Source organism: Asaia astilbis JCM 15831, from assembly GCF_000613845.1.
Lineage (GTDB): Bacteria > Pseudomonadota > Alphaproteobacteria > Acetobacterales > Acetobacteraceae > Asaia > Asaia astilbis.
In genome coordinates this window covers 163,235-180,404 of record NZ_BAJT01000001.1, presented here as the reverse complement: position 1 = coordinate 180,404, position 17,170 = coordinate 163,235, and the positions used below count along the sequence as shown (strand labels likewise).

The 17,170-nt window shown below is 59.1% G+C and carries 11 protein-coding genes and 1 pseudogene; all 12 read right to left on the bottom strand.

Going from position 1 to position 17,170, the window contains the following annotated elements:
- Nucleotides 1-44: 44 nt before the first annotated feature.
- A complete protein-coding gene (rpoB, locus tag JCM15831_RS00800; protein WP_025822012.1) occupies nt 45-4,220 on the bottom strand; it encodes a DNA-directed RNA polymerase subunit beta in 4,176 nt (1,391 codons plus the stop codon).
- A 238-nt stretch (nt 4,221-4,458) separates the two neighbouring features.
- Nucleotides 4,459-4,830, bottom strand: coding sequence for a 50S ribosomal protein L7/L12 (rplL, locus tag JCM15831_RS00795; RefSeq protein WP_025822010.1), 372 nt, complete (start codon nt 4,828-4,830; stop codon nt 4,459-4,461).
- Between the two features lie 78 nt (nt 4,831-4,908).
- On the bottom strand, nt 4,909-5,427 hold the full coding sequence (gene rplJ / locus JCM15831_RS00790) for a 50S ribosomal protein L10 (protein ID WP_025822008.1): 519 nt from the start codon (nt 5,425-5,427) through the stop codon (nt 4,909-4,911).
- Nucleotides 5,428-5,721: 294 nt separating this feature from the next.
- Nucleotides 5,722-6,414: a 50S ribosomal protein L1 gene (rplA, locus tag JCM15831_RS00785; RefSeq protein WP_025822006.1), complete on the bottom strand. Its 693-nt coding sequence runs from the start codon at nt 6,412-6,414 to the stop codon at nt 5,722-5,724.
- A gap of 4 nt (nt 6,415-6,418) precedes the next feature.
- Nucleotides 6,419-6,853, bottom strand: a complete 435-nt coding sequence (rplK, locus tag JCM15831_RS00780; RefSeq protein ID WP_025822004.1) for a 50S ribosomal protein L11 — start codon at nt 6,851-6,853, stop codon at nt 6,419-6,421.
- A gap of 103 nt (nt 6,854-6,956) precedes the next feature.
- Entirely contained in the window at nt 6,957-8,579 is a 1,623-nt protein-coding gene (locus JCM15831_RS00775) for an efflux transporter outer membrane subunit (protein WP_025822002.1), read from the bottom strand.
- Complete coding sequence (locus JCM15831_RS00770; protein WP_025822000.1) at nt 8,576-9,856, bottom strand: efflux RND transporter periplasmic adaptor subunit; 1,281 nt, start codon at nt 9,854-9,856, stop codon at nt 8,576-8,578. Before JCM15831_RS00770 ends, JCM15831_RS00775 begins: the two co-directional genes overlap by 4 nt.
- A pseudogene (locus JCM15831_RS15570) lies at nt 9,853-13,022 on the bottom strand (efflux RND transporter permease subunit). The gene JCM15831_RS00770 and the pseudogene JCM15831_RS15570 overlap by 4 nt, the downstream one beginning before the upstream one ends.
- 299 nt (nt 13,023-13,321) lie before the next feature.
- Nucleotides 13,322-14,767: a sensor histidine kinase gene (locus tag JCM15831_RS00760; RefSeq protein WP_025821998.1), complete on the bottom strand. Its 1,446-nt coding sequence runs from the start codon at nt 14,765-14,767 to the stop codon at nt 13,322-13,324.
- Nucleotides 14,754-15,479, bottom strand: coding sequence for a response regulator transcription factor (locus JCM15831_RS00755; RefSeq protein WP_025821996.1), 726 nt, complete (start codon nt 15,477-15,479; stop codon nt 14,754-14,756). The genes JCM15831_RS00760 and JCM15831_RS00755 overlap by 14 nt, the downstream gene beginning before the upstream one ends.
- Nucleotides 15,480-15,526: 47 nt before the next feature.
- Complete coding sequence (locus JCM15831_RS00750; protein WP_035773581.1) at nt 15,527-16,744, bottom strand: DNA recombination protein RmuC; 1,218 nt, start codon at nt 16,742-16,744, stop codon at nt 15,527-15,529.
- Nucleotides 16,745-16,879: 135 nt separating this feature from the next.
- A complete protein-coding gene (locus tag JCM15831_RS20720) occupies nt 16,880-17,137 on the bottom strand; it encodes a hypothetical protein (RefSeq protein WP_232227912.1) in 258 nt (85 codons plus the stop codon).
- Nucleotides 17,138-17,170: the final 33 nt, after the last annotated feature.

Below are 17,170 nucleotides of genomic sequence, written 5' to 3'. Positions count from 1 at the left end.
GCCCGCGTTAGCAACAAACACAGAGAAGGCAGAAGCTGAAGGCATCAGGTGCCACTCTGCTCCAGATCGACATTCAGGCCGAGCGACTTCAGTTCCTTGATGAGAACGTTGAAGCTCTCCGGGATACCTGCCTCGAAATCATCCTGCTCGCGAACGATGGCCTCATAGACCTTCGTACGACCGGAAACGTCATCGGACTTGACCGTGAGCATTTCCTGCAGGGTGTAGGCGGCACCGTAGGCCTCAAGTGCCCAGACTTCCATCTCACCAAAGCGCTGTCCACCGAACTGCGCCTTACCACCCAGCGGCTGCTGGGTAACAAGCGAGTACGGACCGATCGAACGGGCGTGGATCTTGTCGTCCACAAGGTGATGCAGCTTCAGCATATAGATGTAGCCGACTGTCGTACGACGTTCGAACGTCTCACCCGTACGCCCGTCGATGAGCTGCGACTGACCCGACTTGTCGACACCGGCCTTGACCAGCATGTCTTCAATATCAGGGATCGACGCACCATCGAACACAGGCGTCGCAATCGGTACGCCTTTACGTAGGTTCCCCGTCAGCTCAAGCAGCTGCTCGTTCGGCAGAGTCGCAATATCGCTTTCGAAGACAGCGTCGCCATAGACGTCACGCAGGCTCTCGAGCAGTTCCAGCTTACGCTCGCCGGTGCGCTGGTAGTCATCGGCAATCTTGCCAATGTTCTGACCGATATTTGCACAGGCCCAGCCGAGATGGGTCTCGAGAATCTGACCGACATTCATGCGCGACGGCACGCCCAGCGGGTTCAGCACGAGATCGACCGGCGTTCCGTCTTCGAGGAACGGCATGTCCTCAACCGGAACGACGCGCGACACGACACCCTTGTTACCGTGACGGCCAGCCATCTTGTCACCCGGCTGAAGCTTGCGCTTCACGGCAACGAAGACCTTGACCATCTTCATCACGCCCGGCGGCAGCTCGTCACCGCGCTGCAGCTTCTCGACCTTGCTGTCGAAACGCGCCTGGATCTTGCCAACAGCAGCATCGTATTCACGACGCAGCGTCTCCAGCTCGGACATCACGCTGTCATCGGTGACCGTGATGTTGCGCCATGCGCCACGCGGATGCTCATCGAGCACCTCGTCGGTGATGACGGTTCCAGCGCGGACCCCCTTGAAGCCAGCCGCAGCTGTCTGGTTGAGCAGACGCTCGCGCAGACGGGCAATGAAGCTACGCTCCTGAATGGCGCGCTCGTCGTCGCGGTCCTTGGTCAGTCGCTCGATTTCCGAACGCTCGATCGCCATGGCGCGCTCGTCCTTGTCGACACCACGACGGGAGAAGACGCGAACATCGACAATCGTGCCGCTCGTACCGGGGGGCAGCTTGAGCGACGTATCACGAACGTCAGAGGCTTTCTCACCGAAGATGGCGCGCAGAAGCTTTTCTTCCGGCGTCATCGGGCTCTCGCCCTTCGGCGTAACCTTGCCGATCAAAATGTCGCCCGGATTAACTTCGGCACCGACATAGACAATACCGGCTTCGTCGAGGTTGCGCAGAGCTTCCTCACCGACATTCGGAATGTCACGGGTGATTTCTTCCTGACCGAGCTTCGTGTCACGCGCCATGACTTCGAATTCCTCGATATGGATCGAGGTGAAGACGTCGTCGCGGGCGATACGCTCGGAGATAAGGATCGAATCTTCGAAGTTGTACCCGTTCCAAGGCATGAACGCGACGAGCACGTTACGGCCCAGAGCCAGTTCGCCCAGCTCCGTGGACGGACCGTCGGCAATGATATCACCGGCATGAACCGTGTCACCGACGCGCACCAGCGGACGCTGGTTGATGCAAGTCGACTGGTTCGACCGCATGTACTTGCGCAGACGATAGATATCGACGCCCTGGGTCGAGCCCGTTTCGTCGGTCGCGCGCACAACGATACGCGCACCGTCGATCTGATCGATGACACCGTTGCGCTTGGCAACGATGGTCGCACCCGAGTCATGAGCCACAGCGGCTTCCATGCCCGTTCCGACCAGCGGCGCATCGGCGCGTACCAGCGGCACGGCCTGACGCTGCATGTTCGATCCCATCAGCGCGCGGTTGGCGTCATCGTTCTCAAGGAACGGAATCAGCGCTGCAGCGACGGAAACGAGCTGCTTGGGCGAGACGTCGCAAGCCGTGACCTGCTCAGGCGGGACAAGACGGAAGTCACCTGAACGACGAACCGAAACCAGCTCATCGGTCAGACGACCTGTTTCCTTGTCCTGCGCGGCGTCAGCCTGGGCCACGATCAGCTTGTCCTCTTCCATAGCGGAGAGGTATTTCCAGCCGGTCTGCAGCACACCGTCCTGAACCAGGCGATACGGCGTCTCGATGAAGCCGTACTTGTTCACCTTGGCGTAGGTGGAGAGCGAGTTGATCAGACCGATATTCGGGCCTTCAGGCGTCTCAATCGGGCAGATACGGCCGTAATGCGTCGGGTGAACGTCACGGACTTCGAAGCCTGCGCGCTCACGGGTCAGACCGCCTGGGCCAAGCGCCGAAAGACGACGCTTATGCGTCACTTCGGAAAGCGGGTTGGTCTGATCCATGAACTGGCTGAGCTGCGACGAACCGAAGAACTCGCGGACGGCTGCGGCAGCAGGCTTCGCGTTGATCAGATCATGCGGCATGACCGTATCGACATCGACGGAGCCCATACGCTCGCGGATCGCACGCTCCATACGGAGCAGGCCCACGCGATACTGGTTTTCCATTAGCTCGCCGACGGAACGGACACGACGGTTACCGAGGTTATCGATATCGTCGATTTGGCCGCGGCCGTCCTTCAGCTCGCACATGATCTTCACGGCGCGCAGAATGTCTTCCTTACGCAGAACGCGCATGGTGTCCGGCGCATCGACTTCAAGACGCATGTTCATCTTGACGCGACCAACGGCCGAAAGGTCGTAGCGGTCTGCATCGAAGAAGAGACCATGGAACATGGCTTCTGCCGTTTCCGGGGTCGGCGGCTCGCCGGGGCGCATGATGCGATAGATATCGATCAGCGCTTCGTCGCGACGGTTGTTCTTGTCGACGGCCAGCGTGTTGCGGATCCAGGGGCCATGAGACGAGTCGACAGCGAGCATCGGCAGCTCGGTAACACCGGCTTCCTCAAGCGCATCGAGACGGGCTTCGGTCAGCTCTTCACCGGCCTCGGCATAGATCTCACCCGTGTTCTCGTTCACAAGGTCCTTGGCCATGAAGCGACCGAGCAGATCGGCACGACCCACGAGCACGTCCTTGGTCGTCTCGGCGATCTTGCGAACCATACGTGCCGTCAGCTTGGCGTCGGCCTCAGCCACAACCTCACCGGTATCGGCGTCATAAAGCGGCTCGAGCAGCTTCATGCCACGGAAGGCTTCCGGATCGAACGGACGCGCCCAGCCCTTCGGCATGCGTGTGAACGGAACCGTGCCGTAGAAATAGGCCAGGATCTCGTCCTGATCCATACCGCGGATCGTCAGGGACTCCAGATCACCACCCTCGGCAGCCTTGGCGGCACGGGCAGCGATCGAGTGCTCACCTTCGAGCGCATAAAGCAGGGTCGTGACAGGGAGCTTACGCTTACGGTCGATACGAACGTAGATCAGATCCTTGGCATCGAATTCGAAATCGAGCCACGAACCACGATAGGGAATGACACGTGCGGCAAAGAGATACTTGCCTGACGAATGCGTCTTGCCCTTGTCGTGATCGAAGAACACGCCCGGGCTACGATGCATCTGGCTGACAATAACACGTTCGGTGCCGTTGATGATGAAGGTACCGTTGTCGGTCATGAGCGGCATGTCGCCCATATAGACCGGCTGTTCCTTGATATCACGGATCGAACGCGATCCGGTATCTTCATCGACGTCCCAAACGATCAGACGCAGGATGACCTTCAGCGGTGCTGCATAGGTCAAACCGCGCTGAATGCACTCTTCGACATCATATTTCGGCTCTTCGAGTTCGTAGGAAACAAACTCGAGACGGCCACGTCCCGCAAAATCGTTGATCGGAAAAACCGACCGGAACACTTCCTGAAGACCCGTCTGCTGACGGCTGTCAGGCGCCACGTTCATCTGAAGGAACGTCTCATAGCTTGCGCGCTGCACGTCAATCAGGTTGGGCATCGGCGCCACTTCGGGGATCCGCCCGAAGCTCTTGCGAATCCGCTTGCGTCCTGTGAACGATTTGGTGATTGCGTTCATCTATCCCTGCCCTCTCGCACCAGACCTTCGGGTCGTCCGCGCCTCAGAAATCCTGAGTCGACGGGCGACCGGAACGACCGGCGCTATGATTTCTGCCATTACTTGTGCGACAACCGGCCCTTATACAGGGTTTGGCCGCAACGGCAAATCGGGCGGAAACCCCGAAGGATTTCCGCCCTGACCTGTCTCAATCCACAACCGGCCTCACCCGCAGGCAAGGCACAGTTCGTGGGCTTGGTTACTTGACTTCGACCTTGGCGCCGTTGTCTTCGAGCAGCTTCTTGATCTTAGCTGCTTCGTCCTTGGAAACGCCTTCCTTAACGGTCTTCGGAGCGCCTTCGACCAGGTCCTTGGCTTCCTTCAGACCGAGGCCGGTGATGCCACGGATTTCCTTAATGACGTTGATCTTCTTGTCGCCAGCAGCGGCGAGAACAACGGTGAACTCGGTCTGCTCTTCAGCAGGAGCAGCAGCGGCAGCAGCCGGTGCAGCAGCAGCAACAGGAGCAGCAGCAGAAACGCCCCACTTCTCTTCGAGCAGCTTGGAAAGTTCAGCAGCTTCGAGAACGGTCAGAGCGGACAGTTCGTCAACGATTTTGTTCAGATCGGCCATGGTAATGGTCCTTAATTACAACTGGTTTTCGATTCACAACGCGCACCCGGAAACCGGGGTTGTGCTGTGTAAGACACTTCAAGCGGCTTCGCCGGTCTTGGCATAGGCGCCGAAGACGCGAGCAAGCTGGCCAGCCGGAGCCTGGACAACGCCTGCGATACGCGTAGCGGGGGTAGAAATCATACCCACCAGCTGCGCACGCAGTTCGTCCAGCGACGGCAGCGCGGCAAGAGCCTTGATACCATTCGCATCGAGCGTCTGGTTACCAAGGGCGCCACCGAGCACCACAAGCTTCTCATTCGTCTTGGCGAACTCGACGATCGCCTTCGCAACTGCGACGGGGTCCTCAGACCACGCAAGCGCGGTCGGGCCCTTCAGCAGCGGAAGAATACCGTCGAATTGGGTCCCATCCAGAGCAAGGCGGGCCAGCCGGTTTTTCGCAACCTTATATGTCGCACCCGCCGCACGAACGCGTCGACGCAGCTCCGTCACATCAGCTACCGTGAGACCTTTGTTTTCGGTCACGACAACCATGGACGTGCTGTTGAACACGTTGGCGAGGAATTCGACAAAGGCCCGTTTTTCCTGACGGTCCAAATCCATTCTCCTCGTCAGCCTGAAAACCGGAGTTTCCAGACCGGGTTACCCATGACGCTCCCCCATTATCGGAAGAGCGCCGCTCGCCTGTCCATTCAATCGGAACCCAGCATGACTAGTGGTTACCCACCCTGCACTGCTGGCGCCCCGTCTCCCGCTCGCGGATCCCTTGCAGGATCCCTTAGATCACCCCTTACAGGGTAACACGCCCGGTCTCGGACAGGTTCGGAAGCAGGACTGACGCCCTGCCCCTACGCCACTGCGCGGCATAGCCACGCAGTGTCATCTCTCAAATCAGGCCGTAAACGTCGCGACGTCGACGCTCACACCTGCGCCCATCGTGGAAGACAGGGCTGCCTTCTTCAGATAGGTGCCCTTGGCGCCGGTCGGACGAGCCTTCTGGACGGCATCGACCAGAGCCTTGATGTTCTCGACCAGCTTGTCTTCGCCGAACGAAGCCTTGCCAACGCCAGCATGAATGATACCGGCCTTTTCAGCGCGGTATTCGACCTGGCCGGACTTGGCTGCCGTCACGGCACCCTTAACGTCCATGGTCACCGTGCCCAGACGGGGGTTCGGCATCAGGCCACGCGGGCCGAGGATCTTACCCAGACGACCAACCAGTGCCATCATGTCCGGCGTCGCAATGCAGCGATCGAACTCGATTTCACCGTTCTGGATCTTCTCGGCCAGATCTTCCGCACCGACGACTTCTGCACCAGCTGCCTTGGCTTCTTCAGCCTTCGGGCCACGTGCAAACACGCCAACGCGCAGGGTCTTGCCCGTGCCGTTCGGCAGCGAGATCAGACCACGAACCATCTGGTCAGCATGACGGGGGTCGATGCCGAGGTTCAGCGAGATTTCGATCGTCTCGTCGAACTTTGCCTTGGCATTGCCCTTTACCAGAGCGACAGCTGCGGCAAGGTCATAGACCTTGTTGGTGTCGATCGTTGCGCGGGCAGCGTTCAGCCTCTTATTCTTGGCCATAGGATCAGCCCTCCACCACGTTCAGACCCATCGACTTGGCCGAACCGGCCAACATGCGCACGGCGCCGTCGATGTCATTCGCGTTCATGTCCTTGAACTTCTCTGCAGCGATCTCGCGCAGCTGCGCGGTCGTCACGGAACCGACTGCGGCAGACTTGCCAACGGTCTGGCTACCCTTGGAAATCTTGGCAGCCTTGAGCAGGAAGTAGGTGTTCGGCGGGGTCTTGGTGACGAAGCTGAACGTACGATCCGCATAAGCCGTGATAACGACCGGGATCGGCATGCCGGGCTCGAGGGTCTGCGTCTTGGCGTTGAACTCTTTGCAGAACTGCATGATGTTCAGGCCGCGCTGACCCAGCGCCGGGCCGACTGGCGGAGACGGATTCGCCTTGCCTGCCGGGATCTGCAACTTGATGTAGCCAACAACTTTTTTGGCCATATCCGGGACTCCTTGATGGTTTGCCCGAACCGCGGTTCCAATGAGATTCACCCGGCCTTACGACCGACACAACCTCTCCCGCGTTCCGAATTGGAGCGGCCCCTTACCGTCCTGAAGAGGCGGCTGTCAAGTCTTTCATGGGCGGAGTCCCGGGCTGAACTCCGGATAAATCCTGGTCTGCCGGGCTCGTATGCGTATCTACATCACCAGCAGGTCGCGGATGCCGAAGCCCGTCATATTGCAGGATTCCGAACGGATCGATCGCCTTGACAGAAGGCAGAGCTGCACGATCCCAGCCACCGCCGAGCGCCTTGATCAGACGCACGCTGGCCTGAACCTGAATGGTCTGCGCCTGCACCGCATCGATCCGTGCTACAAGCGCCGCCTGCTGCGCGACAACGACGTCAAGATAATTGGTCAGCCCACCTGTGTAGAGCGCCATGGTCATGCGCTGTGTGCGCAAGGCCGCGTCCACAGCCTCCATCTGCTGCTTTTGCTGGTCGGCATAGGCGGTGGTCTGGGAGATGCCGTCCTCGACATCCTGAAAGGCTGCCAGCACGGTCGAGCGATAGCGATCGGCACTCTCGCGATATTGCGACCAGACACGCTGCAACGCGGCACGACGCAGGCCGCCAGTAAAGAGCGGCTCAACAGCCTGCACACCGTAGCTCCACATCGAATTGCTCAGGCTCGCCAGATCGAACCCGTTATTCATGAAGCCGCCATTCAGGCTGAACGTGACATTGGGATAAAAGGCCGCGCGAGCAACGCCGATCGCACGGCTATTGGCCGCCAGATTACGCTCGGCCGAGGCGATATCAGGACGGCGCTCCAAAAGCTGGGAAGGAAAGCCCGCAGGAATACGCAGGATCGAGTAAGGAAGAACCGGCGCCGTCGACGGTGCAATGTGAAAGCTGCCGGGTACGGTATTCACCATGGCCGCGATCGCATGTTCCAGCACCTGTCGCTGAGCCCGCACATTACTCTGGGCCGCTTCAGTGGCAAAAAGCTGATTCTCGGCGCGTGACACATCCAGTCCAGCAGCAATAGCGCCCGCCTGACGCAGTCGGGTGATCTTTACCGCTGTCTGATAATAACGGATCGAATCGTCATAGACGGCATATTGGGCATCGAGGCCCCGCAGCCCGAGATAGGTCGAAGCCAGCTCTGCTTCGAGCATCAGACGCAGATTGGCGTAATCCGCAGCACTGGCCTGAGCCATGTTCTTCTGCATATGCGTCGAGTTGCGGATACGGCTGAAGAAATCCGGCTCCCACGTTGCGGCACCACTATAGAACACACTGGATTCTGTCGTGGGAGAGTTGGCATTTGCCCCGCGCCACAACCGTGTCTGGGATGTCTTGTTGTTCGACATCCCGGCTGAGCCATTGAGCTGAGGGGCGAGCTGGGCTTCGGTCTCTCGCGCAATGTCACGCGACTGGGTGAAGATTTCGGCCTGGGCCTGCAGATCAGGGTTCGAGGCCAGCATCTTCTCTTCGAGCGCGTTTAGCTGGGGATCGTGAAAGACCTCCCACCATTTGCCCTTGGGCACGTCATCGGCCGGTTTTCCGTCGACCAGCACGCCCTTGCCGCCCCATCCATCGGGATAGATGAATTTGGGGGCCTCATATTTGGGAGCGAGATCACAGCCCGACAGCAATGAGAGGCTGAAAACAGCGCTGGCGATGCCGCCACCCAAGGCACGACGTGTCGTTCTGCCACTCATCGGGGCGCTCCATGTTCGTCGCTGTCGCCGTTTTCTTCGAGAGCAGCATGGCCCGGCACAGGCGTGACATTCTTCCGCGCTGCCGCCGTCACATCATTATAGCCCCGGGTTGGATTCACGACCTTCACCTCATCGCCCTCAAGCATATCCGCGGTCGGATTGGCCACGATCTCATCCTTGGCTGAAATACCGCTCAGGATCTGGATCGTCATGCCGTAATTGATGCCGGTCTTCACATCGATCAGATGAACATGATTGTTCTCGACCGTCGCGATCTGCGTCCCCTGCGCCCGAAAAATCAGCGCATTGACCGGCACGATCAGGATATCCGGCTCACCCGGAGCCGTGAAATGCGCCGTCGCGTAGGAGTCTGGCCACAGCGACCCATCGTCATTTGCAAGCTCGAGCTCGGTCGTGACGGTGCGCGTTGCGGCGTTAAACGCCTGAGCGCTCGCCAAGAAGCTGGCGTCAAACACCCGGCCAGGAAACTGCGGAAGCGTCAGCTTGGCTGAGAGCTTGTCGGAGATGACCGCCGCATAATCCTGAGGCACCGAGACAAAGACGCGCATGCGGTGTGTGTCGGCTACGGTGAACAGCTCCGACGCATTGCCTCTCGAATTAAGATCGCCACTTCCTGCGTTGACATAATCGCCCACATTGACGCGACGCGACGTCACGATGCCATCGAAGGGAGACACGATCCGCTTGAAGTTCTCAAGCGCCTCGAAACGCTCGACCTCATGCTGCGCCTGATCGACCTGAGCCTTCTGCGCCGCGGCATTGGCCGCCTGAACATCCACTTCCTGACGCGAGACAGCCTGCGTATCCCGCAGATCGGCCCATCGCTTGGCCGTGATGACAGCAAGCTTATACCGGGCAACAACCACGTTATAATTGGCCTTGGCTGCCTCATACTGGGCGTCGAGGCTCGGTGTGCTGATTTCGGCCAGAAGTTCGCCCGTTTTCACATGGGCGCCGTAATCCTTGTACCACATCTTCACATAGCCGGAGACCTGCGCGTAGATCGGCGCCTGATACCAAGCGGCCAGATTGGCCGGCAGGTCCAGATGACGCTCGCTCGGCCCCGGCTGAGGCGTGATCAGACTGACACGTGCTTTGGCGTTGTCCTCAACCTCGTCTTCCAGACTGCGGTAATGCATCGAGCGCTCGATGATTCCCCAGGCTGCCAGCAACAGGGCAAGGGCGAGGACGATGATGATGATAAAGCGGCCCCGCTTGCGGTTCTGCTCGGCACCGTGTTTTGGGTGCTGGGTCATGCGTGGGCTCCCTCATCTCCGCTTTCGCGCGGCTTTCTGTAATGGACGATGGCAAAGACACAGGGGACGAACAGAAGCGTCGCTGCGGTCGCTACAATCAGGCCACCGATCACGGCCTTGCCGATCGGGGCGTTGTCGGAATTGCTCATGGACATCGGCACCATGCCGATGATCATGGCGAGAGCTGTCATCAGAACCGGGCGGATACGCTCATACCCGGCCTCAAGCGCAGCCTTGAGTGCATCGCCATGAATTTCCATGCGCTCTCGGGCAAAGGAGACAACCAAGATGGCATTGGCAGTCGCGGTTCCCATGCACATGATGGCACCTGTCAGAGCAGGAACCGAAAGCGATGTATGGGTCAGGAACAGGCTCCATGCGATGCCGCCCAATGCGCCTGGCAGCGCCGTGATGATGACGAACGGATCGAGCCAGGACTGAAAATTGACGACGATAATCAGGTAAACCAGCGTGATCGACATCGCGAGACCGACGATCAGCTGCGAATAGGCACCTGACATCGTGACAGCCTGCCCGCGCACCACGAGATGCGATCCCCGTGGCAGCTCGGATTTCATCGAGTCAGCGACACGCTGCACAGACCGCGCCACCGTTCCGAGATCGATATTCTCGTTGGACGCATAGATATCGAACACCGGCATGATGTTGTAATGCGCGACCTCAGCCGGGGTGCCGGTCTGCTGGATTTCAGACAAAGCTCCCAGAAGCTGGGGTTGAGCGTTGGTCGGATTACCGTCGCCACGATCGATGGGCACCGTCTGAAGGTCGTTCAGGGTCTGCAGGTAGTTCGCCGGGGTCTGCACATCGATCAGCTGCGCTACACCTGAGCTGTTCAGGAAGTAGACCTGCCCGACCTGCGCGCTCCCTGACAGCACGATCAGCGCGTTCTGCGCGATGTTCTGTTCAGTAATACCCGTCCCCAACGCAAAGCTGCGCTTGGCGTTGATGCTGAGCGTCGGCTGGGTCATCGGCTCCTGAATGGAGACATCCGTGATCCCGGGGATTTCCGCCAGTTTGCGGCGCAGTTTTTTGGCAAACGCAAAGTTGCCGTAGAGGTCACGCCCGACCACCTGAACATCGAGCGGCGCAGGCAGGCCGAAATTCAGGATCTTGGCCGTCAGATCGGCTGGCTGGAATGTAATCTGCGTGCCCGGAAAAGCCTCGATCAGACCCGCACGGATCTTGCGGCGATACTCGGCGGTCGGGCTCTCGTCATTCTTGAGCGAGACCGTGATATCGCAATCTTCCGTCCCGACGGTCGGTGTCGGGATAAATGCCTGATTCAGCTGTGAGAACGGCAGACCGCAATTATTCAGCACGGCGTCGATCTGACCGGGAAGGATCTGATGCATCTTCTTTTCGATCAGCACCGAGATCTTGCCGGATTCCTCAAGCCGCGTGCCGATCGGCGCGCGCATATGCAGTTGCAACGTACCGGATTTGATTTCGGGGAAGAAATCCTGACCCACGAAGAAATACAGGCCGCTGGACGCAATCGAGACCGCCATAAAGAACGGGACAAACTTCGCCCGCTCCTCGATCAGCCCGCTGAGCACGATCTTGTAGCGCTCGCGAAACCGCGTAAATCCGCGCTCGAAACCCCGCTGGAAGCGACCGAAGAAGCCCGGCTCCCTGCCCTCATCGCCATGCGCATGGGCCGCGACCTGGGCTGCAAGCATCCAGTTGGCCATGGTGGGCACCAAGGTACGCGACAGGATGAACGACGCGATCATGGCAAAGATGATGGCTTCCGCCATTGGCATGAACAGCCAGCCTGCAACGCCGGTCAGCTCGAAGAGCGGGAGCCAGACAATGCAGATACAGGTGGTCGAGACAAAAGTCGGCACAACGATCTGGTTGGCCGCATCGATGATGGCCATCTCTAGATCTTTGCCCATTTCAAGATGGGCATCGATATTCTCGATCATGACAGTCGCGTCGTCGACAAGAATACCGACAGCAAGCGCCAGCCCGCCCAGCGTCATGACGTTGATCGACTGCCCCACAAGACTGAGGCCGATTACCGAGCACAGGATGGCAAGCGGAATCGAGGTTGCGACGATCAGGGTCGATCGCCACGACCCGAGGAAAAGAAGGACAGCCAGCGAGGTGAGAAGCGCCGCGATGACCATTTCGCGGACAACATCCTCGACCGAATCCTTCACGAAGCCCGACGCATCGGTCAGGATCTTGATGCTCGTCCCCTTGGGCAGGGTGTCGATCACCTGAGGCAAGAGCTTCTTGACCCCGGCCACCACGTCGAGCGTGGACGCATCGCCCGTTTTCATGATGACCATCATGACGGCCTGGCGCCCCTTCACGAGCACCATATTGGCCTGAGGCGGGCCGCCGCGATGCACATGAGCAACGTCACGCAGATAGACCACGGCATTGCCCACCTGCTTGAGCGGCAGATTGTTGAATGTCTCGATCTCACGTGGCTGGGCGTTGGTTCGGACCATATAGTCGAACGGACCGATACGCTGATCACCCGCAGGCAGCACGATATTCTGCTTGTTCAGCGCCGTGCTGACATCCACTGCCGACAGATTATGCGCCATCAGTTTTGCTGGATCGATATCGACCGTGATGTAGGGCGCCAGCCCCCCGTAGGATTGGGAATGGAAACCCCGGGCACGGAGATAAGCTGCGGTCGGATCAGGTTGGACGCCATGTTGTACAGCTCGGAGCCGTTCAGCTTGTCCGAGTTGATCTGAAGCGTAAGCACCGGCACCGATGACGCATTATAAGCCAGAATAAGCGGAGGCGTGGCCCCTGTCGGCAGCTGCTTGATGACCGTCTGGGAGACCGAAGTAATCTGCGTCTGTGCGACAGCCGTATCGGTACCAGGCTGGAAGAAGACCTTGACGATGCCACGTCCGTAAAACGAGCCACTCTCGATATGCTCGATATTATTGACGGTCGTGGTCAGGGTCCGCTCGTAATAATAAACGACTCGCCCTGACATATCCTCGGGCATCAGACCGAGATAGGACCAGACAATCGCGACGACCGGAATGTTGATGTTGGGAAAGACGTCAGTTGGTGTCTTGATGACCGAACGAACGCCGAAGATCACGATGAAGATGGACAGGACGACAAATGTGTAAGGCCGCTTGAGCGCAGTGATAACAACCTGATTCATGCCGTTATCCCATTCCGCAGTCCAGAAACTGCCCGGTGCCTCAGGTCAATGACCGACACGAGGAGTCTCCATCCGTATCCCGATATCATCAAGGAGCTTCCTTTTCTGTTACGGCCAGAAATACAACGACGCAGAAACGCGACAAGGAAATTCCCTTTTAAGTTCCGATCCGCAAGGATCGTCCTTTCTGCGTCTCTGCGGCTCCGCCCTTCTCTGGTTCGACCTCCGGTCCCACCGCAAACACTAGATCCCCTCGCCCCTCTCTCGCCATCCCCGCGCGAGGACGTGAGCCGGGGCTGTCAGACTGTCTCCGACCCGGTCGAGAGAACAAAAACCATCTCGAAGGCACAGCCCGGCATGTCCGGCGGACCATCCCCACCGCAGATGGAAAGCTCCACTGCGTGCAGCCTCAAAATCGCGAGAACAAGGCTCAGCCCAAGGCCACTTCCCGGCACATGCCGGCTCTTGTCGGAGCGATAAAAACGACCCAGGACGGCCTCGCGTTCTGCTTCAGGGATCCCGATACCGGTATCGGCCACACGCAGACGAATGCCACCGGGAACCGAACTCGCCGAGACCGTCACGCGCCCTCCTTCAGGGGTGAATTTCAGTGCGTTATCGAAGAGATTGGCCAGGACTTCGACGAGAAGATCTCGATCACCGAACGTGATCATGGCATGGCCGTCGGTCTCTCCAGACTGATTTTCTAACGCATTTGTGATCGGTATCGCGTTGGTGAGTGTCAGCCCGTTCGTCTCGGCGATCGGCTCGTACAGATCGACGATATCGGCCACCAGATCGGCCAGATTGACCAAGGCGAAGCCCGCTCTACGACGGCCGTTCTCGATTTCACCGATCCTCAGCAGAGCCGTGATGACCGAAAAGCATTGATCGAGATCGAGCGTCGCTCTCTCGATCACCGAGTTCAGATAATCGGCGTCATGCGGGCTCGATGTTGCCCGTTCGAGCCGTGCCCGCACACGTGAGAGCGGCGTACGCAGATCATGCGCGATGTCGTTCCCCACATCGCGGATCTCGTCCATCAGATGTTCGAGCCTGTCGAGCATGCGGTTGACCGAGCCCGCGAGCCGCTCGAGCTCGTCACGCTCGCGCGCAGCGGGCAAGCGCTCGTGAACGTCACCCTGCATGATGCGATCGATGGCTTCATGCATGATCTTGACGCGGGCCAGAGCACGATGACTGAGCACGATGCCGGTCAGCAGCGCAAACATGACAACCGGAAAAACCGAGAGCAGCGCACCGCGGCGGATCATGAACCGCAGTTCCGAGAGCAGATGCAGCGAGTGGGCCAGCACCAGAATACGTCCGCCGGGCACTTTGACTGCCAGAAACCGCATCTCGTACGGCGCATCATCGGTGGGAGAGAGAGTCAGACGATGCACCTGGCCATCGACCACAAGACCTTCCGGCCAGGTCTTCAGATCACCGGCGATATGACGATAATGGCCATCGAACAGACCGACCCAGTTGATGACAACACGCAGATCGTTATTGGCACGCTCGCGGACCTGATATTCCAGCCGCTCGGGCGTTTCCTGCTCAAGAACATCGGCCTCCCGATGCAGGATGCCACTTGAGCGTTCGGCCTCGAAATGCGTCATCTGCACAAAGAGCAGAACGAACTGGAGCACCATGCCGCAGATAATCGCGGCGACGAAGGCCAGCGTCAGTCGAAACGTGGCTGTCCGGAAAACGCCAAAGCGCGGATTATCAGAGGGCGACACGCAGCATGAATCCCGATCCCCGGATGCTGTGGATCAGAGGCGCCTCACCGGGCGCATCAACCTTGCGTCGCAGCTTGCCGATATGAACATCGACGAGATTGGTCTGCGGAATGAAACGGTAATTCCACACATCCTCGAGCAACATCGTCCGCGTCAGAACCTGATTGGGGCGACGCATGAGATATTCGAGAAGGCGGAATTCCCGGGGCAGCAATTCGATCTCGCGCCCTTCGCGCATAACCGTCCGATCGATCAGATCCATATCGAGCGGGCCGACGCGCAGGGTTGTGGCCCGCGAATCGTTCGGGCGACGCAAGAGCGCCTCGATCCGCGCAGCGAGTTCGTCCATCGCGAACGGCTTTGTCAGATAGTCGTCTCCCCCGGCCTTGAGCCCCGTCACGCGGTCATCGACGGCCGAGAGCGCGGAGAGCACGAGAACAGGAGACTGTACATTCTGACCACGCAATTTCTCAATCACGCTGAGACCATCGAGCAGCGGCAGCATGCGGTCGAGCACGAGAAGCTCATAAGCCTCACTCATCGCGGCATCGAGACCGGCCTGCCCGGTCGAGACATGGGAGACGGCAAAACCTCGGGCAGCCAGTTCCTCAACCACCTCGCGGGCAAGCGTATCGTCATCCTCCACAAGCAGAATACGTGCCTTGGAGGGCCCCTCAGGCAGCACAGATGAAAGAGCTTGATCCGATATCATGGTGTCGACACTGCCTAAACCTGCCCCGCTTCGATAGTAAAATTGGTTTAAAGCTCGTCCAGTGACTCCAGCTCGTCACCCGGATTTTGCCCGTCCAGACCACGTAACTTGCGGCCCAGAACACGCGTGCGCCGTCTGGCCTCATCGATCGTGTTACTCATAGCCCCGGCGCCGCGGGAAAGTTTCTCGAGCACGCCATCCATGCGCAACATTTCCTGACGTGTCAGCCCGAGCAAACGCGCAATGGCATCAGTTCGCTCCTCGAGAGCCAGGGTCACATATCCGAGATGAACCGTGCGCAGCAGCGCTGGCATCAAGGACGGCCCCATGATGATGACGCGGTGCAGTCGCCCTATTTCGTCGATCAGTCCGGGAATGCGGGCCACCTCCATATAAAGCCCGTCTGTCGGCAGATAGAGCACGGCAAACTCGACCGTTATCGGCGGGTGGATATATTTGTCGCTGATCTTGCGCGCTTCGAGCCGCACCGCATTATCGAGCGCACGTCGGGCGATGCGCTCAGCCGCCTGATCGGTCCGGTCGACGGCATCGAGCAGACGCTCATAGGCTTCTGTGGGAAATTTGCTGTCGATCGCCAGCCTGGGCGGCACAGTACTGCGAACGGGCATGCGCAGAGCGAATTCGACCGCCTCGCCTCCATCGCCGATCCGGAAATTGCTGTCGTATGAGTTGGCGGGGAGAATATCGTCCAGAATGGCCCTCAGCTGGGCCTCGCCCCACCCTCCTCGGGTCTTAACGTTACCGAACAGCCTTTTGAGATCACCGATCTGGGCCGTGACCGCAGACACCTCGCCAATGGCCTTCTGCATCGCTGAAAACTGCTCGACCACGCGCTGAAACGAGGTCTGCATCTGCTTTTCGACCGTCACATGAAGCTGCTCGCTGACAGAGGCCCTGATCTGGGCCAATTGCTCCGCATTTTCACGCATCATGTCGCGCAACATCTCCGCCTGGGCGAGGCGCGTATCAGCCAGTTCCTGACCGAGGCGGTGGCTGAGCCCCGCTATTCTGTCACTTACATCGCTTCGCTGCTGCTCCAGACGCGAGGCAAGCGCCCGCTCGGTTTCAACCAGCGCGTTACGCTGAAATTCGATACCCGAACCCCGCTCGGCAGCTTCGCGCTCCAGCAGGATGTAGATGCGCGAGAGAAGATCGCGATCGGTACCGCGTCGCGAAAGCCGCGACCAAAGAAAGACAGCAAGGGCAAGCGCGAGAACCGCGACCAGCCAGGGAAAAAAACTCAAGAAATCCTGCGACAATTCCGGCTCCGTATCATGCCCCTTCTATAAGAACAAAATAGGAATGAAGAAAGCCGTTTCCTGTCAGGCAATGCCGCAACGCACCGCCTGACAGAGACCACCGGGTTCACACCTCAGTGCTTATATTCTCAGGCTGATGGATATTGCCGTATGAGGCTGCACCAATGCCGGGACAGGAGCAGGGATTACCGAGCGGCACCTGGTTGGCATCTTGCAGGTATAGATGCCCGCCTTGCAGGTATAACCGTAACCGACGACCTGCGTGCCCGGCGGGGTCGGACCGGGGGCTGCGGTGCCCTGACAGGCCGCGAGCATCAATAGACCGGCCAATCCTCCGAGAGCCCGTGCCGAGCGTCGGATCGATGGTGAGTGCGTCATCTAACTATCCCTTTCTGCTTTGGGGCTGCTTTT